Origin of the sequence: Shewanella sp. N2AIL (assembly GCF_022690845.1) — a bacterium.
In the GTDB taxonomy this organism is placed as follows: domain Bacteria; phylum Pseudomonadota; class Gammaproteobacteria; order Enterobacterales; family Shewanellaceae; genus Shewanella; species Shewanella baltica.
In genome coordinates this window covers 1-22087 of the sequence record NZ_JALBYT010000006.1, presented here as the reverse complement: position 1 = coordinate 22087, position 22087 = coordinate 1, and the positions used below count along the sequence as shown (strand labels likewise).

General features: G+C 40.4%; 18 protein-coding genes and 1 tRNA gene. 13 read left to right on the top strand and 6 right to left on the bottom strand.

What is annotated here, in order from left to right:
• Positions 1 to 256 precede the first annotated feature (256 nt).
• The 8 genes from MO387_RS05490 to MO387_RS05455 all read left to right on the top strand — a co-directional run bounded on the left by MO387_RS05490 (position 257) and on the right by MO387_RS05455 (position 11271).
• Complete coding sequence (locus MO387_RS05490; protein WP_242326132.1) at positions 257 to 2740, top strand: DEAD/DEAH box helicase family protein; 2484 nt, start codon at positions 257 to 259, stop codon at positions 2738 to 2740.
• Positions 2741 to 2827: 87 nt separating this feature from the next.
• Complete coding sequence (locus MO387_RS05485) at positions 2828 to 4330, top strand: type I restriction-modification system subunit M (RefSeq protein ID WP_242326131.1); 1503 nt, start codon at positions 2828 to 2830, stop codon at positions 4328 to 4330.
• Positions 4330 to 6282 carry a restriction endonuclease subunit S gene (locus MO387_RS05480; RefSeq protein ID WP_242326130.1) on the top strand — a complete coding sequence of 651 codons (1953 nt, stop codon included), beginning with the start codon at positions 4330 to 4332 and terminating at the stop codon, positions 6280 to 6282. Before MO387_RS05485 ends, MO387_RS05480 begins: the two co-directional genes overlap by 1 nt.
• Before the next feature lie 2 nt (positions 6283 to 6284).
• The gene (locus tag MO387_RS05475; RefSeq protein WP_242326129.1) at positions 6285 to 7940 is read left to right on the top strand and encodes an AAA family ATPase; all 1656 of its coding nucleotides are present in this window, start codon (positions 6285 to 6287) and stop codon (positions 7938 to 7940) included.
• Complete coding sequence (locus MO387_RS05470; protein WP_242326128.1) at positions 7937 to 8803, top strand: HNH endonuclease; 867 nt, start codon at positions 7937 to 7939, stop codon at positions 8801 to 8803. The genes MO387_RS05475 and MO387_RS05470 overlap by 4 nt, the downstream gene beginning before the upstream one ends.
• A gap of 114 nt (positions 8804 to 8917) precedes the next feature.
• Entirely contained in the window at positions 8918 to 9766 is an 849-nt protein-coding gene (locus tag MO387_RS05465) for a hypothetical protein (RefSeq protein WP_242326127.1), read from the top strand.
• Positions 9767 to 10400: 634 nt separating this feature from the next.
• Positions 10401 to 10736, top strand: coding sequence for a helix-turn-helix transcriptional regulator (locus MO387_RS05460; RefSeq protein ID WP_106649799.1), 336 nt, complete (start codon positions 10401 to 10403; stop codon positions 10734 to 10736).
• A gap of 46 nt (positions 10737 to 10782) precedes the next feature.
• Complete coding sequence (locus MO387_RS05455; protein WP_242326126.1) at positions 10783 to 11271, top strand: HipA N-terminal domain-containing protein; 489 nt, start codon at positions 10783 to 10785, stop codon at positions 11269 to 11271.
• On the opposite strand, the gene MO387_RS05450 is transcribed toward MO387_RS05455, so the two are convergent.
• A protein-coding gene (locus tag MO387_RS05450) for an IS3-like element ISSba5 family transposase (protein WP_086010626.1) occupies positions 11264 to 12441 on the bottom strand; the annotation gives its coding sequence in 2 pieces (ribosomal slippage) (positions 11264 to 12183 and positions 12183 to 12441; 1179 coding nt in all). The two genes, MO387_RS05455 and MO387_RS05450, sit on opposite strands and share 8 nt — an antisense overlap.
• Between MO387_RS05450 and MO387_RS05445 the strand changes: the two genes are divergently transcribed.
• Together MO387_RS05445 and MO387_RS05440 are read left to right on the top strand one after the other, a co-directional pair.
• Positions 12356 to 12913, top strand: coding sequence for a bifunctional diaminohydroxyphosphoribosylaminopyrimidine deaminase/5-amino-6-(5-phosphoribosylamino)uracil reductase RibD (locus MO387_RS05445; protein ID WP_347342540.1), 558 nt, complete (start codon positions 12356 to 12358; stop codon positions 12911 to 12913). The genes MO387_RS05450 and MO387_RS05445 overlap by 86 nt on opposite strands.
• A gap of 334 nt (positions 12914 to 13247) precedes the next feature.
• Positions 13248 to 15788 (top strand): ATP-binding protein, encoded by a 2541-nt coding sequence (locus tag MO387_RS05440; RefSeq protein ID WP_242326124.1) that lies wholly within the window; start codon positions 13248 to 13250, stop codon positions 15786 to 15788.
• Between the two features lie 227 nt (positions 15789 to 16015).
• Here MO387_RS05440 and MO387_RS05435 read toward each other — a convergent pair whose 3' ends face one another.
• Positions 16016 to 16414 (bottom strand): hypothetical protein, encoded by a 399-nt coding sequence (locus MO387_RS05435; protein WP_242326123.1) that lies wholly within the window; start codon positions 16412 to 16414, stop codon positions 16016 to 16018.
• A 254-nt stretch (positions 16415 to 16668) separates the two neighbouring features.
• Between MO387_RS05435 and MO387_RS05430 the strand changes: the two genes are divergently transcribed.
• Positions 16669 to 17457, top strand: a complete 789-nt coding sequence (locus tag MO387_RS05430; RefSeq protein WP_106649805.1) for a type IV toxin-antitoxin system AbiEi family antitoxin — start codon at positions 16669 to 16671, stop codon at positions 17455 to 17457.
• Positions 17450 to 18385, top strand: coding sequence for a nucleotidyl transferase AbiEii/AbiGii toxin family protein (locus MO387_RS05425; RefSeq protein ID WP_242326122.1), 936 nt, complete (start codon positions 17450 to 17452; stop codon positions 18383 to 18385). Before MO387_RS05430 ends, MO387_RS05425 begins: the two co-directional genes overlap by 8 nt.
• A gap of 117 nt (positions 18386 to 18502) precedes the next feature.
• Here MO387_RS05425 and MO387_RS05420 read toward each other — a convergent pair whose 3' ends face one another.
• The 3 genes from MO387_RS05420 to MO387_RS05410 all read right to left on the bottom strand — a co-directional run bounded on the left by MO387_RS05420 (position 18503) and on the right by MO387_RS05410 (position 20785).
• A complete protein-coding gene (locus tag MO387_RS05420) occupies positions 18503 to 18913 on the bottom strand; it encodes a hypothetical protein (protein WP_242326120.1) in 411 nt (136 codons plus the stop codon).
• A 36-nt stretch (positions 18914 to 18949) separates the two neighbouring features.
• Positions 18950 to 19207 (bottom strand): hypothetical protein, encoded by a 258-nt coding sequence (locus MO387_RS05415; RefSeq protein ID WP_106649808.1) that lies wholly within the window; start codon positions 19205 to 19207, stop codon positions 18950 to 18952.
• Positions 19208 to 19324: 117 nt separating this feature from the next.
• On the bottom strand, positions 19325 to 20785 hold the full coding sequence (locus MO387_RS05410) for a site-specific integrase (RefSeq protein ID WP_242326118.1): 1461 nt from the start codon (positions 20783 to 20785) through the stop codon (positions 19325 to 19327).
• Between the two features lie 188 nt (positions 20786 to 20973).
• Between MO387_RS05410 and MO387_RS05405 the strand changes: the two genes are divergently transcribed.
• Positions 20974 to 21360 carry a hypothetical protein gene (locus MO387_RS05405; RefSeq protein ID WP_242326116.1) on the top strand — a complete coding sequence of 129 codons (387 nt, stop codon included), beginning with the start codon at positions 20974 to 20976 and terminating at the stop codon, positions 21358 to 21360.
• A 482-nt stretch (positions 21361 to 21842) separates the two neighbouring features.
• Here MO387_RS05405 and MO387_RS05400 read toward each other — a convergent pair.
• Positions 21843 to 21935, bottom strand: a tRNA-OTHER gene (locus tag MO387_RS05400).
• Between the last annotated feature and the right edge of the window lie 152 nt (positions 21936 to 22087).

Genomic DNA, 22087 nt, shown 5'->3' with positions numbered 1-22087 from the left:
TTATTTCAGCCTGTTAAGGCTTCATTGCGAGGTCGTCCCTGTTCCCCACATTGATAAGTAAGCACATCCTCGGGCAAATTAATCAGTTGATTGGGTATTTATGATGAAATGTCCACGTTATTTGGTTTTGATGTAAAACACAAAATAAGATAATTACAGGGTAATTGCTGTTCTAACCCTAGGTTACTTAAGGGCTTTGTGGCAAACTCAATAACCAGAATATTCGGTTATCTATCTAGAGGGAATTGGATTAGTAATGGTCAACCATAACGCGAGCATCAATAAAGCAAAGTTAACCGAAACAGATATCATCACAAAGTTCATCATGCCTGCGGTAAAAAATGCGGGTTGGGATGATATGACGCAAATTCGCCAGGAGGTGAAGTTGCGTGATGGTAAGGTGATTGTGCGGGGTCAAATGGGCATGCGCACAACGGTTAAGTCAGCCGATATTGTGCTCTACCATAAACCGAGTATGCCGCTGGCGGTGATTGAGGCTAAAGCGAATAAGCATGAAGTCGGTAAGGGCATACAACAAGCACTCGATTATGCTCATTTGCTCGATGTTCCCTTTGTGTTTGCCTCTAACGGCGATGGTTTTATCTTCCACGACAAGACCAAACTAGGCACCCCAGAGGCTCACAACCTTGAATCCGAAATCCGCTTAGAAGATTTTCCTAGTCCTGAAGAACTCTGGGCTAAATATTGTATTTGGAAAGGTTATACCGCAGCGCAGTTACCTATCATTAACGAAGCCTATTACGATGACGGCACGGGTAAGCACCCGCGTTATTATCAGTTGCAAGCCATCAATAAAACCGTTGAAGCTATCTCATCGGGTAAAGATCGGGTATTGCTGGTGATGGCAACGGGCACAGGTAAAACCTACACAGCATTTCAAATCATTTGGCGGTTATGGAAATCCCGTGCCAAGAAACGCATTTTATTCCTCGCTGACCGTAATATTTTGGTCGATCAAACTCGCATAAACGATTTTCAGCCCTTTGGCACATCGATGACCAAAATTACTGGCCGAACAGTCGATCCTGCTTATGAAATCCATCTAGCACTTTATCAAGCACTGACTGGCCCTGATGAGAGTCAAAAAGCGTTTAAACAAGTCGCTCCAGACTTTTTTGACTTGATCATTATTGATGAATGTCATCGTGGCAGTGCCAGTGACGACAGCGCTTGGCGCGAAATTCTCGAGTATTTTAGCAGTGCCGCGCAAGTGGGCTTAACCGCAACCCCAAAAGAAACCGATGAGGTATCTAACTCTGATTATTTTGGCGATCCGCTTTACACCTATTCGCTCAAAGAAGGTATCGACGATGGTTTCTTAGCGCCTTATAAAGTGGTTCGTGTTGATATTGATGTGGACTTACAAGGCTGGCGACCCACAAAGGGCCAAATCGACAACAATGGCGAAGTGATCGAAGACAGGATCTATAACCAAAAAGACTTTGACCGCACTATGGTGATTGATGAGCGTACTCAGTTGGTGGCCGAAACCATAACTAACTACCTTAAACGCACCGATCCTATGGGTAAAACCATTGTTTTTTGCAACGATATTGATCACGCCGAACGGATGCGACGCGCACTTGCCAATCTTAACCCTGAGCAAATGGCGAAAAATGACAAATACGTTATGAAGATCACCGGTGATGATGAACTCGGCAAAGCCCAGCTGGATAACTTCATCAACCCTAAAAAGGCCTATCCGGTTATTGCGACCACCTCAGAACTCATGACCACAGGTGTCGATGCGAAAACCTGTAAGTTAGTGGTGCTCGATCAAAATATTCAATCCATGACCAAATTTAAGCAGATCATCGGTCGCGGCACTCGAATAGATGATAAATACAATAAGTTATGGTTTACCATTCTGGATTTCAAAAAGGCGACTGAGTTATTTGCCGACGAACGTTTTGATGGTACCCCTGAAAAAATAATTAAAGTGACGCCTGAAGATATCGAAGATGAAGACGTGGATATTGATGCCGCTGATGATGAACCAAACGAGGAAGATGTTCAGGGGGACATTCAAGATGAGCAACAAGGCGAACATCAAGATGGCGGTCAAAACACCTTAAATGAGCCTCAAGGCGATGGCCAGGATAATGATAAATGGGATGAAGGTGAATGGGACGAAGGCGAAACTCGTAAGGTTAACAAGTACCGCGTATCTGGCGTGACAGTCAGCAAAGTTGCCGAGCGGGTGCAGTATTACGACAGCGACGGCAAACTGGTCACTGAATCCTTTAAGGATTACACCCGTAAAACCATGGCGAAACAGTTCAGTTCGCTTGATGAGTTTGTCAGGCGTTGGAATGACGCTGACCGTAAACAAGCGGTCATCGATGAGCTGGCGCAAGAGGGGATTATTTGGTCAGCACTTGAGGAAGAAGTGGGTAAAGACATGGATCCCTTCGATATGATTTGCCATGTCGTGTACGACCAACCGCCGTTAACCCGCGCTGAACGGGCTAATAACGTTAAAAAACGTAATTATTTCACTAAATATTCCGACACGGCCCAAGCCGTACTCGAGAATTTATTGATAAAATACGCCGATGTGGGCGTGCAAGAAATTGAAAATCTGCAAGTGCTTAAAGTTCAGCCATTTAATGACATAGGCAGTTTAAGTGACATCATCAAAAAAGGCTTTGGTGGCAAACCCCAGTACGAACAAGCCATTAGTGAGTTAGAAGCCGAAATCTACCAAATAGCACAATAATCAGTCTAATAAGCAGTGCGTACTTTGGTGCGTTTTACTTACAACTAAAAATTAAGCGTTAAGCATTAAAAACGAAAAGAGAAATTTATGTCTATCAGTTCAGCCGTTAAATCTATTCAAGACATTATGCGTAAAGATGCCGGCGTCGATGGCGATGCCCAGCGACTAGGCCAAATGTCTTGGTTACTGTTCTTAAAAGTATTCGATGCCCAAGAAGAGCAGTTAGAGCTAGAACTCGATGATTACAGTACACCTATCCCGAGTGATTTTTTATGGCGTAATTGGGCGGCCGATAACGAAGGGATCACAGGTGACGAGCTGCTTGAATTTGTGAATGATGAGCTATTCCCTGATCTTAAAAATCTCACCGCCCCGATAGATAAAAATCCCCGCGGTTATGTGGTAAAAGCGGCGTTTTCAGATGCCTTTAACTACATGAAAAACGGCACGCTACTGCGTCAAGTCATCAATAAACTCAATGAAATCGATTTTACTGACTCAAAAGAGCGGCATTTGTTTGGTGATTTGTACGAGCAAATCTTAAAAGACTTACAAAGCGCGGGTAATGCAGGCGAGTTCTATACTCCGCGTGCCATCACCAAGTTTATTGTTGCCGTGACAGACCCAAAGCTGGGCGAGTCTATTATGGATCCGGCGTGTGGAACAGGCGGTTTTTTGGCCTGCGCCTTTGATCATGTTAAAGCCAATTACGTCAGGACGGCGGATGATCACCAAACTCTGCAACAGCAAATTCATGGGGTAGAGAAAAAGCAATTACCGCACTTACTGTGTACCACCAATATGATGCTGCACGGCATTGAAGTGCCCGTACAAATTAAACACGGCAATACCTTAAACAAACCCTTATCAAGCTGGGATGAAGATATTGATGTCATCATCACCAACCCGCCTTTTGGCGGCACCGAAGAGGACGGCATTGAAAAAAACTTCCCTAGCGAGTTCCAAACCCGCGAAACTGCCGACCTGTTCCTGCAGTTGATTATCGAAGTGCTTGCCCCTGCAACAAATGGCAAGGGCGGCCGCGCAGCTGTGGTATTGCCCGATGGCACCTTGTTTGGTGAAGGTGTTAAAACCAAAATTAAAAAAATGCTGCTCGAAGAATGTAATCTGCACACCATAGTGCGTTTACCTAACGGCGTATTTAATCCTTACACTGGCATTAAAACCAATATCCTGTTTTTCACTAAAGGCATGCCTACTAAAAATGTCTGGTTTTACGAGCATCCCTACCCAGAAGGTGTAAAAAACTACAACAAAACCAAGCCCATGAAGTTTGAAGAGTTTGAGACAGAACTCGCGTGGTGGGGCGATGAAGCCGATGGTTTTGCAGCGCGGGTCGAAAACGAGCAAGCGTGGCAAGTCTCCATCGACGACATTATTGCCCGTAACTACAACCTCGATATTAAAAACCCGCATGTGGGCGAGGTGGTAAGCCACGATCCGCAAGCCTTGTTAGCCGATTACGCTAAACAACAAGCGGATATTCAAGCCTTGCGTGACCAACTCAAAGGCATCTTGTCTGCGGCATTATCGTCACCTTCGGCAGCATCAGACGGTGAGGGCAAGTAATGGCTGATTTATCAACACCGACTAACGACGCTCAATCTGAGCAAACAGCTGAAAGCTTAATCACTATGACCGCCAAGGATGGCGGGAATGTCGATCATGCAGGAGCAATTATCGACCATATTGATATTTGGACGACCGCCATTGAGCAAAAGTCTTCAGCAGGCCGTGGTAGCTCCAATAAGTTTTCGCTTTATGGCATCAAAAAACTGCGTGAATTGATTTTAGAACTCGCCGTGCGCGGTAAGTTAGTACCGCAAGACGCAAACGATGAACCTGCTTCAGTATTGCTAGAACGCATTGCAGCCGAAAAAGCGCAATTGGTGAAAGAGGGTAAGCTCAAAAAACAGAAGCCTTTGCCTGAGATTAGTGAAGATGAAAAGTCGTTTGAATTGCCTAACGGATGGGAATGGACTTGTTTAGCTGAAATAGCTGAAATTGCACCAAGAAATACAGGTATTGATGACAATACAGAAACATCTTTTATTCCAATGCCACTAATTTCAACTAGCTATAAGGGCATTCACGGAAGTGAAATAAGGTTATGGAAGGAGATCAAAAAAGGCTACACCCATTTTGCTGATGGTGATATTGCTCTGGCAAAGATCACTCCATGTTTTGAAAATAGTAAAGCAGCTGTTTTTTCTTCATTAGTTAATGGAGTCGGTTCAGGAACCACGGAATTACATGTTGCTAGGCCATTAGATGGAACATTAGATCCTTTATTTATTTTGCTTTATTTAAAGGCCCCAATGTTTTTGCTCGTGGGTGAAACTAAAATGACTGGTTCTGCAGGACAAAAGCGTGTTCCTTCTAATTTCTTCGCAAATCATCCATTACCTTTTGCTCCGCTCGAAGAACAACACCGCATTGTCGCAAAAGTCGATGAGTTGATGAGCTTGTGTGATGCCCTTGAAGCACAAACCGAAGCGAGCATTGCGGCACACCAAACCTTAGTCGAAACCTTGCTCAATGCGCTGCTACTGCCACAAACGGCTGCTAATACTGCAAGTCAATCTGATGTCAGCCTTGAACCACAGCTTGAAAGCCGTTCGCAACATTTTGAATCCAGCCTTGAGCTGCCTTTTACAAATAGTTTTGATAAGGATTGGCAACGTGTTGCCGAGCACTTCGACACCTTATTTACCACCGCAGCTAGCATCGACACTTTAAAGCAAACCATCCTCCAACTCGCCGTAATGGGTAAGTTAGTAAAACAAGACCCTAATGACGAACCTGCAGCCAAACTATTAGAGCGTATCGCCAAAGAAAAAGCCCAGCAGATCAAGGAGGGGAAAATCAAAAAGCAGAAGCCACTGCCCGCCATCACCGACGAAGAAAAGCCGTTTGAACTGCCGCAAGGGTGGGAGTGGGTAAGGTTCGGAACGTTGTTTAAATCCTTCTCGAATGGCTTGTACAAACCTGCAAAATTTTATACAGATGACGGTGTAATATCGCTAAGAATGTACAACATACAAAGTGGAATGATAGATTTCAGAGGTGCAAAAAGAGTTGAAGTCGAACCTAATGAATTAGCTCAGTTTCTTCTCGAACCCAATGACCTACTGATAAACAGAGTTAACAGTAAAGAACTTGTCGGTAAAACTGCAATAATACCTATAACAGAGGAACCTTTAGTTTATGAAAGCATGAACATGCGAGCTAAACCTTTTTCTGAATATTTATCAGCTAAGTATCTAAATTTATTTATGATGACAGGTATTGTACAGGAATCAATTTCAACTTTTGCTAAAGAGGCTATTGGTCAGGCATCCATAAATCAAGGTCAAGTCAGCTCGATAAAGACCCCTTTACCACCACTCGAAGAACAAAACCGCATTGTCGCTAAAGTCGATGAGCTAATGACTCTGTGCGACCAACTCAAAGCCCGTTTAAGTGATGCCCAAACCACCCAATTACACCTCACCGATGCCATCGTCGAACAGGTAGTGTAATTATGGATAATACTGTTAATTTCAAAATCAGCTTTTTAGAGTCAGAAAAAAGTTTAGAGCCCAATGAAGTTCAAGTTATTGCATCTTTTGACAGTTGGAATGATTTTGGTCATAAAATTCATTGTCGGTGCAAACTGCTAAATCCTTCAACGAATCGACCTTTTTATTTTAAATGCTTTATTGGTTTTCTCCCGCCTGAGAACAAGGATAGTGAATTCCGCGAAGATTATTTGGAGTATTTCAAGGATAATGCAAAGTCTTTGGCTAACATGATGGGGTATATAGAGCATCTAAATGCAAATAATTCTATTCACCTCTTTCGATTTTTTACTATGCTGCCAAGCATGGGAGGGTACAGAGAGGCTGTAGAAACCTTAGGTACAGAAATCTTAGCTAAAGTGCTAGAGGCTTTGAATGATTTAGTTTACTACAAAGAGAGAAAATCTAGCTGGTTTGAAGAAGCTATTAATTCTCATGTCTTCAACTTTGGCTTTATACGCAATTCAGAACCTTTTTTTGCATTTAATAATGCGGACAGCATTTTAGGTGGAGTTGAAGAAGAGAAATTTGACGGTATATCGCAAAAGCTAACTCTCAAATATCACCTTGAGGGTTTTGATGTCCCACATGAAATCAAACTTAACTATGATTTAACTAGCTGTATCCCCAAAAGAATTAATATTTTGATCGGTAAAAATGGGCTCGGTAAAAGTCAAGCTTTAAAGTCTTTCTGTAGGGCGGCACTTAGGTACCAAGATAAAACTATATCATTAGAGGGGGAAACTCCAAATGAGCGACCAATGATAAATAGGTTGCTTGCAATTGCAACTCCGGGGGAAACTCAAAATACATTTCCCTCTGAGCGTCGTTCAACACAAAAACTCTATTACCGTAGGCTCTCACTGACTAGAAATGGTAAAGCTAAAACGACTAAATCGATTGGTGAATTACTCGTCCAGCTAGTAAGAAGTGAAGAAATGATAGGAGAGTCGTCGAGATGGGAGCTTTTTATCAAAGCACTATCTCAGGCTTTACCTATAGATATTATTTTTATACCATTGAAAAATAGTAAGTATGCATCTCTAAAAGAGCTAAATCATGGTTATTCTGAAGAGGCTACTTTAAATTTATGGTCTCAGATAGATAATAATTCCGAGCCAAAAATAAAATATTCTTTCGAATCATATGCCATGAGTAGTGGCCAGCTTACATTTTTTAAATTTGCGCTTCTAAGTTGCTTATACATTGAAAATGGTTCATTTGTGCTACTGGATGAACCAGAAACCCATATGCATCCCAATATGATCTCAGACTTTGTTGAGCTTCTTGATTATTTGTTAGAAGAAACAGGCTCACAAGCTTTGATAGCAACCCATTCTGCTTACTTTGTACGTGAGGTTGGCCGTGAGCAAGTCCATGTATTTTCATCATCAAAATCCAAGATTTCGATTGTACCACCACGACTAAGGACATTTGGAGCTGATGTTGAATCTATTTCTCAATTTGTTTTTAATGAAGATATCGAAAATCGATTGACTGACAAAATCTATAAGAAGCTTAGAAATCGAACATTCGAATCTGTCGAAAAAGAACTCGGTGATGAATTATCTCTAGGTGCGCTAATGGATTTAAAGTCAAGATTTGAGGCTAAGCCATGAAGAAGCTCACTCCAATTATAATTAATGACCAAAGATATTTAGAGGAGTTAGCTGAAAATGTTGGTCTTTATAGAACAACCTTTCCTGAGCTGAAAAACCAAAAGCAAGCAGTGATACAAGCATACAATGATTATGAGGCTAATGGCGGAAATCCTTGGTTGATAGCTGCCCCAGCAATAAATGAAAAATTAAAGTCTGGATTACTTAGCCATTATTTATCACCACCAGTATCTATAGACTATTTTGATAGAATAACTGACTCTTCTCCAGATGTTTGCCCCATGTGTGGTGGTTTTAAGCCTTTTTCTCGAGATCATATTCTCCCCAAGTCTGATTACCAAGCATGGGCAATTTTCTCTAAAAACTTGGTACCAGCTTGTGATTGTAATCAAAAACGTGGTGTTGCGCTGAAAGGTGATCCCGCAACTTGTGAGAGGGTTTTGCATCCATATTTTGATGGATTTTTAGCTGAAAGATTACTTAGCTGCCAAATCATTCCTCGTAGCAACTATCGATGGTTTGATATTGAAGTTATATATGTTGTACCAAACCATCCCGAGATCGCTTCTATAAAATATCACACAAAAAATATTGTTATTAAGTCTGGTATTGAAAAGTGGCTTAAAGGCCAACTTGGAAAGTTAGAAAATCGACCTTCTAACGTTATTCAGACTCTGCCAAGAAAAGAGGAATTGTCCGAAGAAGAAGCAAGACAGGCTATTAATGATAGCTTGGAGCGTAATGATGAATTAACAGGGTCTAAAAATAATTGGCTATCGGTATTATGTCATGGTCTTCTAAATTCTGAGGGAATGGTTCATTGGATAAAAGAAAGACATAATGAAACATTGCCTACTCCTTAGTATATTTTGTTAACAGAAAATTAGGAGCAATAACGTGAAAATATCGGAAATGTTTAGCATAGCTTGTTAGAGTAATGAAGTATTTTAATAATTTGGTTATAAGGATTATTAACTATGATCGGATTAGGTGATATTGAAGCTTTTTTTGCACTTAAAGATAGATTCAAAAAATGGCATAGACCAGAGCCCTTAGTGACTAATACTGCTCAACGTTTCATCCATTTATTTGAAGCGCATGGTGTTGCGCGGGCGCAAATTCCTCGTTTCTTTGGCCATAATCTCACGATTTATCAGGTTGAACATGAGAGTGAGCTTTTAAAGGTACTCAATGCTGGTTTATTAGATGCCGCGGCGACATTGTTTAGTGTACGAGTTGAATGGCTTGAAGGCGCGACGGAAGAGATTTATCAGCTTAATCATTTTTATCAACAACCATACATGTTTGGTACATGGTTAGATTCATTGTTGGAAACTGCTGGTGAGCATAATATTAACGGATGGTTGCTAACTACGCAGTTTAAAACCGAAGAATATGATGCGCTGATTCTGATGCGAGAGAAAGTGGGTGAGTTAGCAGGTGAGTCTGTCTATCGATATCATTTTTGTGAACAATGGATTTTTAATTATTGGAAGTGCAGAGCTGATATAGCAGCTTGCGTTGCTCAAGCTTGGAAGCGTAATAGTTATGTTTCAGGCAAACGAGTGAATACAGACTTGTTTAGCCGCCTGTTAACGTTAAAACAGATACCTGATAGTGAACGTGATAATACTACGATTATAGGTCAGTCATTCCATACTGAAGACCTAACAATACACCCAGATTTTTACACTCAAGGATTAGCTGAAGGTCAATTTGGCAAAGATTGTGCACTGGGTCGATGGATTGAACATTACGAGCAAGGTTTAATGGGGTCTGGTTTTGGTGACTACGGCTCGGTTTTTAAGCATACGTTAAAAAATTAGTTCGCTAGCTTGAACCATCATAAAAAAAATCGAATCCTTTTGGGTTCGCGAGTAAGGGCTAACGTTTAACATTACTGCTAGACGTTAGCTTAAACTTCAATAATCTGCTCAGCCCAGAATTGTTCGTCGGTGTCAAAATTGAGAGTCGGGACGATCCTAATAACTGCTTGAATCCGCGGTAAACAACTCTCAATAGCCAGATATTTCATCTTTATACATCAACAATAGCATCATCATTTCCAAGCCCATTAAATACTGAGTATCAAACTCAGTATGCTCCTCAAAAAGTGATTTACTGATGCTAATGCTTAAGTGCTGTCCTTTAATATCGCGATGAAGATAGATATATCGACTGAAAATTGTAGCTTGGAAAATGTCCAGAAGTGGATTGATGCCTTAAAACGTTTTGCCCAGAAGCGTGTCAAATGAATGACTCAATAAAGAGTTCAGATAGGATCTCTGTTGTTCATTTACTGCAATCTCAACGACTGTTTACTTAGTAAAATACAGTTTACTTTAAAATCATTACAGTAAATTAGTATTTACCAAATTGGTTTTAATCTATTACTTTGACATTCAGGTTTTGGTAAATTACTGTTTACTCTAATTGGTTTATGGTGAAGAGAAATTTTCTATGGGAAGGAATAAAATTCAAGTTGGCACTGTTGCTAGTGCTGCACTAGCCCATTTCGCCACTCTGCTTTCAATCCAGCGTAAGGAAAAGAAAATCACAGTAGAAGAGCTGTGTTCACGAGTTGGGGCATCTAAGCCCACGATGATAAAGATTCTTAAGGGTGATCCGTCTGTAAGTATCGGACTTTACTTCGAAACTGCTTGGGTGTTAGGTGTTTCCTTATTTGAACCCGATGAAAATCGGTTTGCTATTAAACATAAAACAAATGCGAAAATAGAAGCACTGCTGCCTAATCGAGTGAGAAGGAAAAAGGTAATTTTGGATGACGACTTCTAGTAACCAATGCTTCGTTTGGAAATGGCTTAGAGGACACTCAGAACCTATGGTAGCCGGTAGACTCACTATTGATGAATCTGGCCAATATTTTACCTATGGTCAGTCTTACTTGAAGCGCCCAGATGCAGAGCCAATTTACTCACATGAATTACCGCTTTCTGCTGGTACTATGCAGCCAGTTCAAGGTATGTCTATATTCTCATGCTTGCGTGATGCAGCTCCTGATGCTTGGGGACGTAGGGCCATTATTTCTCGGCTGATGAGCAAAGGCTACGATGCTGAGTTTAACGAAATGACGTATTTGATGCATTCCGCTTCAGACCGGATCGGTTCTCTCGACTTTCAAGAATCGGCCACTGAGTATGTTGATCGTTCTACTGATGCAGCCACGCTTGAAGAGTTATACCTGGTGTCTGAAATCGTCGCTCAAGGTAAGAAAATCCCGTTGGATTTGGATAAAGCACTTATGCATTGTACATCGCTGGGAGGTGCTCGTCCGAAAGCGATGATCACTGGTGGTGTAGTGGTCAAGTAAAATTGGCCACGGTTTTAGAGTCATTCCAATATAAACGTTCTGACTCATTTGGCGTTAACCCACCATTATATTGATGGGGTCTGGTCTCACTGTAATATCCAGTGATGTAATTTGTGATCTCTTTATCTGCTTCTGTAAAATTCCCATAACCACTGGCGGGTATCCACTCAGATTTCAAACTTCTAAAGAAACGCTCCATTGGTGCGTTATCCCAACAATTCCCGCGACGACTCATACTTTGCTCAATCTGAAGACGCCATATTAATTGTCTGAATTTCAAGCTTGTGTAATGCGAACCTTGATCGCTGTGATATATCACATTCTCAGGCTTACCCCTTAACTCAAATGCCATTTTTAAAGCTTTACAGGTCAGCTCACTATCTGGTGATAATGACAAAGCCCATCCAACAGGTTTGCGGGAAAATAAGTCTAAAACAACGGCTAGATAGGCCCAACGATTACCGACCCAAACATACGTCACGTCGCCACACCACACTTGATCTGGTTGAGTTACTGCAAACTGTCGATTAAGCGTATTGGGGATTGCAACATGCTCTTGTGTCGCTTTTCTATAAGAATGCTTAGGCTGCTGACAGCTTAATAACCCAAGCTTTTTCATTAGATTACGGGCTCGATAACGACTGAGACCAATCCCTTTGTTAGTCACTAATTGCGCTATCGTTCGCGCACCGGCAGAGCCATGACTAATACGATGTGCAGCCTTCACTTCACTGCATAAAATAGTAAAGTCTGCATCAATATGTTCTTTTCTTTTTAGCCAATACTTATAGCTACTTCGATGCACTTTGAATGCATTACAAATTGTGAGAATAGAGTGGCTCTGCTTGAGTGCGCTGATTAGCGTAAATTGTTCATCGAGTCTGACATCAAGAGAGCGGTAGCCTTTTTTAGGATAAGATTGTGCTCCTCAAGACGAGCTATTTGCTTCTTCAGCTCACGGATTTCAATTTGTTCAGGGGTAATCGGAGATGCTTTTGGTGTGCCACCCTGGCGTTCTAGTTTTAACTGTCTCACCCATTTATCCATAGTGGACTTACCTACGTTCATCGCCTTTGCAGCTTCGATGATGCTATGGTTTTTATCGAGGACTAATTGGGCTGCTTCAAGTTTGAATTCAGCACTAAATGTTTTTCTGGTTGTCGATCTCATGTGTTCACCTAAAGTCATCTACGAGGTAATAATATCACCTCTATTTAGGTGGCCAAAATTAGTGTGCCACTACAGTGCCACTACACGGGCTGCTCTGCCTGAGTGCCAACCTAATCCTCCGGTAGGTTGCGTTCTCGTTCTAGGCGGGCAAGTCATTGCCGAAGGATTCACACAGAAAATTGGTGGCAACCATGCTGAGGTCGAAGCGATTAGTGCTTATGATGGCCCTATGGAAGAAGTGACTGCATATGTCACTCTTGAGCCATGTTCATTTGTTGGCAGAACTCCGGCATGTTCTTCTGTAATCATTAAATCAGGAATTAAGAGAGTTGTAGTTGCTATTCTAGATCCTGATGAAAGGAACAATGGAAAGGGTCTTTATGCTCTAGAGAAAGAGGGCATAAAAGTTGATATTGGTATTGCTTCAAGAGAAGTTAGTGAATTTTTGTATCCTTATCTTGGAAAGTCATAATTAACCTCGCATAAGTTCCAGGCGAGGACGGTGATGTATTACAGGATTTTGCCTCCCAAATGGGCTAGTTGGTTAACTCATTTATGCCCCAAAGTTAGTTAGGATTGTCGTATGTAACATATTGCTGCCAATCATCTGAACAAGTTTATCTAATACGTAAACTCTTTGAGTCTAGTTTAGAGGAGGATTGCAGGTTCCTACTTAGTTATTATATCCAGATTCAACTTGCCTTTAGAAACAAAAAAACGCTCTATAGGTTTAAAAAACAAAGCTTTACATATAGGACGTTACTCAATATTATGCTCTTAATTGAATTTGATTGTTAGGGGGGTATATGGAAGTTGTGTCTCTAAAAAATAGTATTTATCAAATGGTTCTGGATGGTGATGTTTCTGAAAATTTTTTAAAGAAGCTAATTAATGTGGATGGTAGTGTTGTCCCTATAGAGTGCTCACTGTGGGATTACAAAGCTTCTTTTAATTCAACAGATATTGGGCAAAGAAAAGCTCTAAAAGCAATTGTAAGCTTCTATAATACCTACGGTGGTTACCTTATTTATGGTATCGATGAAGTAGAAAAAGATACTAGTTTTAAGGCTGTAGGTATAGAACCCAACCAAATAAATCTTCAAAAATTAAGTGGTCAATTTGATAAATACTTTGGGCAAAGAATTGAACTTCTTTACTCTGAAATTGAGATGTTAATTCAAGGTGAAAAAAAGTTATTTGGAGTTTTGTTTATACCTAAAAGAAATACTGATGCACCGTCTTTAGCGCCGATTTCAAGTGCTAATGATGATAAAAACAAACCGCTCCTTCAAAAAAATGCGGTGTATTTTCGAACGGCTGATGAATGTAGGCAAGTAACTAGCATTGAAGATTTTGAGTTTATATCAAGCCCCCGTAATTACAATGGTATTTTTTCTACTACTCAAAAAAGAAAAAAGATAATTGAACACAACCTTCCTGATAAGAATTTTATATGCCCTGTTTTTATTGGGAGATTCCCTATACTTGAGGAACTATGGGCGTGGTTGGCTGATGAGTTTCAATATACAAAAGTTCTTGCTGCTGATGGTGGAAAAGGGAAAACGTCCATTGCATATGAATTTTGTCAATTATTAATTAGAACAAAAGTAGAAGGTTTAGAGCAAGTAATTTGGTTAACAGCTAAAAAAAAGCAATTTAAAGCGATGTTCGATGAGTACATCGATACACCAGAGACGCATTATTCAGATTTACATACATTACTCGAACAAGTATGTATAAAAACGGGATCTTTAGAAAGTGAAATATTAGATTATTCTACAACTCAACTTATGAGGGTAGCGAAGAATAACCTTATAGATTATCCTTCGTTTATTGTAATTGATGACGTTGATTCGAATGCCCCAGATGAACAAAAAAGGATTTTGGAAGCTGCTAGAATATTTTCTAACCCAGCGTCTAGGGTTCTAGTCACGACACGAGTCAATAGTATTTACTCTGTAGATTCATCTATTTCAATACCAGGGATGTCTGGTAGTGAATATCAAGAATTAGTGAATACAATTTGCACTCGGTTTAAATTACCATCACTTAATGAAAATAATCTTTTAAAATTGGAAAACATATCAGAAGGCTCCCCTCTTTTTACGGAGTCCATCCTTAGATTATTAAAAAGAGGTTCTTCTGTAGAAAATTCGTTAAATGAATGGAATAAAAAAAGCGGACTAGCCGTCCGAGAAGCAGCTCTTCGTAAAGAGGTAGACGAATTAAGTTTAAGTGCTCGAAAAATTCTTATCACCGTTAGTTCCGTAGGTTCTTGCTCTAAGGCTGAACTTCATCAATTAACGGATATGGAAAATGCGGAAATAGAAAATGCTCTTGTTGAACTTGATCAATTATTTTTGGTAAGCAGCATTCCATTCATAGAGGAAGAACCTCGATATGAGTCATCAACTTCAATTGCGAATTTAACATTATCGATATCTGATGAATTACTTCCCGATGCTAGAAAATTCAGAGAAAACATACGTAAAGTATTTAACGGCCTTCAAGCAAATTTAAAATCTCACATACCACGAGTAGCACAAGCTATCGGGCAATGTAACGCTTTGATTAAATCAGAAAGGTTTGGTGATGCTAGAAAAACGTTGAAAGCACTAATTTCAGAACCAGAATATAAAGAAAACAAAGACTTACACTTCATGGCTGCAAAAATTGAATATTACGATTCAGCTAATGATACTTTGGAAGACACGTTATTTCAAACAGCCTATATTAAAGGGCAGAGAAAAATGCCTTTTTTTGAGATGTGGTTTGAGTATGCAAGTCTACAGGAGTCCAACTCAACACCCTTAGACATTTGTAGAAAAGCAATCCAAACATCTGGAATACATACAGCCAGGTGGTGTGATAGGTTTGTCGAATACAGTGATAAACAAGTTGTAAATGTAATCAATCCTTCCAGAAAACTTGAATTACTTATAGAGACCTATAATATCTATGTTCAATCTAAAGCCACTAGACCAAGCAATAGTAATTGGGCTTTATTTAGATCTAAATGCCAGGAACTTTTAGAAAATATATGTAATACCTGTGACCACATCCCTAAACTTGAAACTAAGGCTAAAGTAATTCTTCAAGCTTTAAAACATGGAGATCTAAGTTCTTACACTTGTAATCAACTTGTAACGACCTCTGGGCAAATTAGAAAATTAAAGCCATGTCAAATTGAGAAGTATGATACTTTATCAGAGAATATTTTTAACGCTATCACTGTAACAATAGACTGTCTCAAGTCTCAAGAAACAATCCGAGAACAGCTAATCAAGGCGTTACAAGCAGAGCAGTTAGCACATGCAATACCTAATAAAGAGGTCGAAGCGAATTAGGGGCTGGGATAAAATAAGATACTTTTCTAATCGATGTGGGGTTAACTTGGACAAATGCTCTAGCACGTTTTTGTCCCAAAGTGTTTGTGTTGTCACATGTTGTTAGAGCCTCATCAAATATGATCTATGGACTTAATTCGTACACAAGTTTGATTCAGTATGAAAAGCGAACCCTTTCGGGTTCGCAAGTAAGTGGCTAACGCTTAGCATTACTGCTGAATGTTAGCTTAAGCTTCGGCTTCAATAATCTGCTCAGCCCAGAATTGTTCGGCAGCGTCAAAATAGAGAATCGGGGGCAACCCGAATATCTGTTGAAACTCCGCGGTAAACAACTCGCAAAAGGCAGAAATATCATCTTTATACATCAACAATAGCATCATCATTTCTAAGCCCATTAAATACTGAGTATCAAACTCAGCATGTTCCTCAAGAAGTGATTTACTGATGCTAATGCCTAAGTGTTGTCCTTTGATATCTCGATGAAGATAGATATATCGAGTGAATTGTAAGGCTCTAGGATTATTATCATTTTCGTCAATGTCAGCGAGTAACAAGACGGTACTATGATCATCCCAAGGGCTTTTTGATTTACGTTGATATACGCGAATAAACGGTGACTGACTCATTATTAACTCCTCGTTATTGTCCTTATCAATAACTAGAATTTGGCACCGGAAATTCTGTCGGTTCAGGGGTTAAGTTTAACGTTTTAAGTAAGAATCTCTTCTTAGCCTTTTGCTGGTAACTAGTCTTCTCCTCATCCTGCTAGTTTGTATTTTTTGATAAACATGTACCTAAGGTACTAAATAATTGCAATTTATAAACTATGCTTCTATAGTTGGTTTAATTTACTCTATATTTTGGTACTTATGGTGCAACTATGTCATCAAAAATAAACTGGCTTATTAATCATACGAGTCCTGGTGCGGTAGTGCTTCAGTCGTGGTTAACACAAAATGAGATCAGCTCATCTTTGGTGAGAAAATATGTGCAGAGTGGTTGGTTGTACAAGATAAGTGCGGGGGTTTACGTTCGTCCTGAGTCAACAGGTAAGTTACAGCCTCATTGGGTTGAAGCGCTCAAGGCTGTGAATGAGCAGCTAAAGCTTCCTGTTCACCTTGCGGGAGTCAGTAGCCTAACGCATCAAGGGCTTAGTCATTATCTTCAACTAAGCAGCGAGCAAGTTTGGGTTGGCTGTCAAAGTAAGCAGGCGTTGCCAAAGTGGTTCCGCGAATTGGAGGAGCAAAATTGGCTTTTCTATACCAGTAGCAAGCTGACTCAAACGTTGGAAAAAGACTTTATTACTATAGGGGTGAACAATAGGGAAGTTAAGGCAAGTTGTGCGGAGCTTGCAGCCTATGAGGTCGTCAATGCCATTGGCAAACATATCAGTTTTGAGCATGCCGCGGAGCTGTTTCAAGGGTTAGTGAATCTCAGCCCACGTAAAATACAGTCAATACTGAATCGAAGTGAAGCCGTACAAGCTAATCGCGTATTTCTCTTTTTAGGCCACTACTATCAACACCAGTGGAGCAAAAGGCTAGATGAGCAGCAAATCACGCTAGGCGCGGGAAAGCGTCAGGTGGTGGCTCATGGCCGTTACGATGGGCGGTATCAAATAACAGTGCCGGCATCGTTTATTAAGACAGAAGAAAATCAATATGAATAAGTCATCGATATACTACCAGCAAGTGACCTTGCTTATTCGGATGCTGCCGCTCGTCGCCCAAGAGAAGGTATTTGCCCTAAAGGGCGGTACGGCTATCAACCTATTTGTGCGCAACTTCCCACGCTTATCGGTCGATATCGATTTGGCTTATCTTCCTTTGGAGCCAAGGGAACAAGCGCTACAAAGTGTGAAGGAAGCGCTTGGTCGTTTGACTGCGCAGATCAATCTACAACCGAACCTTAGTGCAGTATTTCAAGACAATAAATATGATGAGCTCAGGGTTGTCGTGACAAGTGATAGAGTCACAATAAAAATTGAAGTCTCTCCTGTTGCGAGAGGTACGCTACACAAAGCGGTATTAATGCCAGTCGTTGAGTTAGTTGAAGAAGAATTTGGGTATGCAGAGATCCCCGTCGTAAGCCTGCCTGATCTATACGGAGGTAAGTTATGTGCAGCGATGGATAGACAGCACCCAAGGGATCTTTTCGATGTGAAAATGCTGCTGGCGGAAGAGGGGATCAGTCGAGAGATTTTAGTCGGCTTTCTCACTTATACACTTAGCCATCCAAGGCCCATTAATGAAGTGATGTCTCCACGCTGGAAACCGCTTGATGAAAGCTTTCAAACTGAATTCAATGGAATGACGACAAAGCCGATTAAACTCGATGAGCTGGTTTTAACTCGCTCAGAAATGCTAACAGCGTTGCAGCATCACTTTACTGTAAGAGACAGAGACTTTTTATTATCCTTTAAACAGGGTCAGCCTGATTGGTCATTGTTTGATGAACCGAGCGTTGCGGCACTACCTGCGGTGAGATGGAAGCTATTGAATATCCAAAACCTAGCGAAAAATAAATCCAAGCATCAAGAACAACTCATTAAACTGGCTGATGTATTGGAGACGTGGGTTGCCGGTCGGATACTGTAGTGCAGTGTATTGCCGATTTTATCTGATAGTTCGCTGTTTGTGGGCGTTGGCGACTTAGATTGAGCTAAGGCTATAAGCAAATAAAAAAAGCGAACCGTGAGGTTCGCTAGTAGGTGATTATTGAGGCGCGTTAGATTGTGCTTCAATAATCTGCTTTTCCCAATATTGTTCCGCGGCTTCAAAGTAGACTGTCGGGTGATACCCTAAGACATACTCAAACTCTGCGGCAAATAATTGGCAAAAATTTGTTATATCATCAACATACATGAGCAAAAGCTGCATCATTTCTAAGTCGTTTAAAAACTGAGAGCTAAACTCAGGATGCTCCTCAAAAATAGATTGGCTAATACTCACACCTAGAACATGTCCATCTATATTTAAGTGAAGATAAATGTAGCGTGTAAACAGCAGCTCTATTGATGTTTGGTCGTTCAGTTTAATATCTGCAAGCAACACGACTTTGCAGTGTTCATTCCGAGGACTAAATGTTTTAAGCTGATTTACATGAATAAAAGTTGAGTGTTCCATTTGTTACTCCTATTGATTTGGCCTTTCAACTTTTACTTAGGTCTGTGCCATGGAAATTAGCCCTGTTTTCATAAATTGCTCAGCAAATGAAATTGCGAGTTCAATTTGAACGGCGGACATTTTTTCACGCACTAAGCGTTGTTTAAGCATGTGCAGGAGTATTTCTTGCTCAACGTTGTCCTCGTAAGAAAAGGTGTTGCTATCAGGCATCTCTTTTTTAATTACATAGGTCATCAATTCGAAGACCATCAGCAGATTGTGGGCTTGTTGTTCAAACGCAGTCGATTGCATCATCGTGGTTTCTCGCTTTGCAGGAAAGTATGTCCTGAGTAACTAGAAACGCACGATGAGAATTTCACTGTTCTGTCGTTAAATTTATACCGTCATATTCTGAGTTACGAGATTTTGACGTTACTTCGTACCTGCTACTAGTGCTCTGGCCTGAAGGATCTCGTTATCTACCATCTCGGAGTATTGAGTGTAACAACGCTTGATATCCAAATCCGTATGATGCGAATATCGCAACGTTGTCGTGACATTTCCATGGCCAAGGAACCGTTGCGTTTTAAAGATATCATGGCCCCCAGATTGAAAATGTGTCGCAGATGTATGACGAACAGTTGTAAAGTCAAAGTGTTCAAAACTCAGCGTTTTTTTGAAGTTTTTGACTAATTTACTGTAGTCTACTAGGTGTGATTTATGATCAATTGGATTAGGGAAAAGCCATTGACTTTTTGAGGAGTGAATTGGGTGTTGTAACCATTCTTTAATAATAACATCGAGGCCATTACACAATGGAGTGTATTGTGGCTGCTTAACTTTTCCCTTATCTCCTCGAATAATCAGCATGTTACTTTCCCAATAAATATCTGTTTTTTTGATTTTTAGTGCATAGCTCGGCCTTAACCCTAAGTAGATGCAAATTAAAATTAGAGGTGTCAGGTAGTCGTAGAACGGGCAGGAACCTAGTTTTCCAAGCAGTTTGTTCCTGTCTCGTATAAATAATTTTTGGTAAATTTCTACTCGCTCTTCTTGGCTGTAATATTTATGCACCAAGTTTTTGGGAATAAATTTAAGCTCGCTGGTGTGAATGATCTCCTCCGGAATTTTATAATTATGAAATGGTGATGCGGAAGCGGATCGTAAAGCTGCTCTGAGTGATGAAATTGCGCCTTTAAGTGTTGATTCTGCCAAATCATATGGACATTCACTTTGTTGTTTCTGTTTTGTTGTTAGCTTTCTGATATGGCTTTCCTTCCAGAGAATTAGTAATTTTAAGTCTATTTTATCAATAGGATATGCTAGGAATTGTTTGAAGTGATAACGGATGATATTGATTTTATTTCGCGCTGTTTTTGGGTTTTTTGATATCAAAACCACTTCATATTCTTTCAGATACTCATCAAGCGTTAGGAGATTTGTGGAGGTCAAGTGGAATTGAGGTTTGGCGAGTTTAAGCAGATGAGCTGAAATAACGTTATCCAAATCTTGTTTTGGCGTAAGGTCGCAAATTTTCCTTGTTTTCAATTTCCCCGTGCTGCTTTCTCTCACTCTGCTATAAAAACTCATGGCTGCTAGGCTGTTGGGGACTAGCTCGTTAGTATCGTTATTTTGGAAGTTTTTGATATCTAAAATCCGAATGTAAAAGTTAGGTATATCTTTTACTGAAACGGTCAGAAACTTTCGTTTACCTGAGTGCCATTCGTGAACAACCTGGATCAATTTAAGGTCTTTGTTCTGCGGCTCATTTCCGCTCCCGCTGACATTGAAGGTTTTGTGAAACTGTTGAATGACATCGTCGTTTGGCGCTCCCACAATAATCAGGTTGAATGTATGAAGTAGAAGATCCCACATAAGTTGGTAGAGTTTCATTTGTTTTGCCTTTTGTTGTTTAAGATGGCAATAGCATGCAAATTTTTTTCAAAAGGCAGAAATTTCGATTATGCATAAAAAAATTAATGAGGAGTGTGCACAAGATTTCTAGACCAAACATAATCGTTTTTTTTGTTTTTTTTACGCACCAGATATTCTTCGCGGGTCTACCCACTAGGAGTTATTTGATGTCAGATGTAAGGCTATACACCGAAAAACAAACCGCGATGAGGTTGTCTATGTCAGTTAGCGCATTACAGAAGAGTCGAGCTAAGGGCTCAACTGCAATTGAGCTGGGGCATGCACCAAGCTTTATTAAGATTGGTAGTCTTGTACGCTACACGGCCGAGGATATTGAAAATTTTATTTCTTCAGCAAAGCAATATGCACTTGAGTCAGAATCGAAGTCCTCGACCAAAGAGCAAAATCTTGGAACCGTGATGTGGGGAAATACGGGGGGGAATGAGAGGACAGATAATAGTCAACATGTAGAAATGGTAGTTGAAGACTCTATGGAGGGGCGGCTGATAAAGGAAAAAAAACCTAAATGTTGGCTGACGGGTATTGGCTTATAGCATGTTGATATTGGGCCTAATCCTTTATTTCTTTGCTCTCAGGCCCATTGAACTTCTATAAGTTGCATACGCTTTATCAGGTAAGTAAGCATTATTAAAAAATGCTGTAATTGGACGAGTTGAACACTGGACTCGTCAAGATTGATACTTTCATCTTAAGCGACGCGTTAGAGCGTCGCTTTACTCTTTTCGGGTCATCTTCAGCTTCGTTTTTTTGCACTCTATTAACTCCCTAACTTTTATCATTCTAAGATGCTGACACGACCTAATGCGTGTTCCATTTTAGGCAGAATAAATTTGTAGCTTGAATTGCCTTGAAGATTGGCTAGACTGATGTTTTGCACCCTTTTGCATGGGGTTGCATGCAGTTTGTGCGATATAGGTGCGATCGTTCCTAGGTTCAGGTATTTCGAAGGTGAGAATGGGTGTGCTTTAGATACAAAAAAGCCCATTGAATCAATGGGCTTCTTCGTTGTATTGGGTGGTGGCCCCTCACGGACTTGAACCGTGGACCTAACGATTATGAGTTTAAGTTAACTAAGACATTCACTGCCTTTTTCAACTCGAATCTAGCCATCTATCCTCCACGAAAAATAATGAACTGGTGACTATGTTGACATGGTCGGCTGAATTAAATGCAACGATATCGGCAATGAAATAATTGCAAGGTTGGCGAAAATTAGTGTGAGTTACCGGAGTACTACCGGAGTACTACCGGAGGAATTCG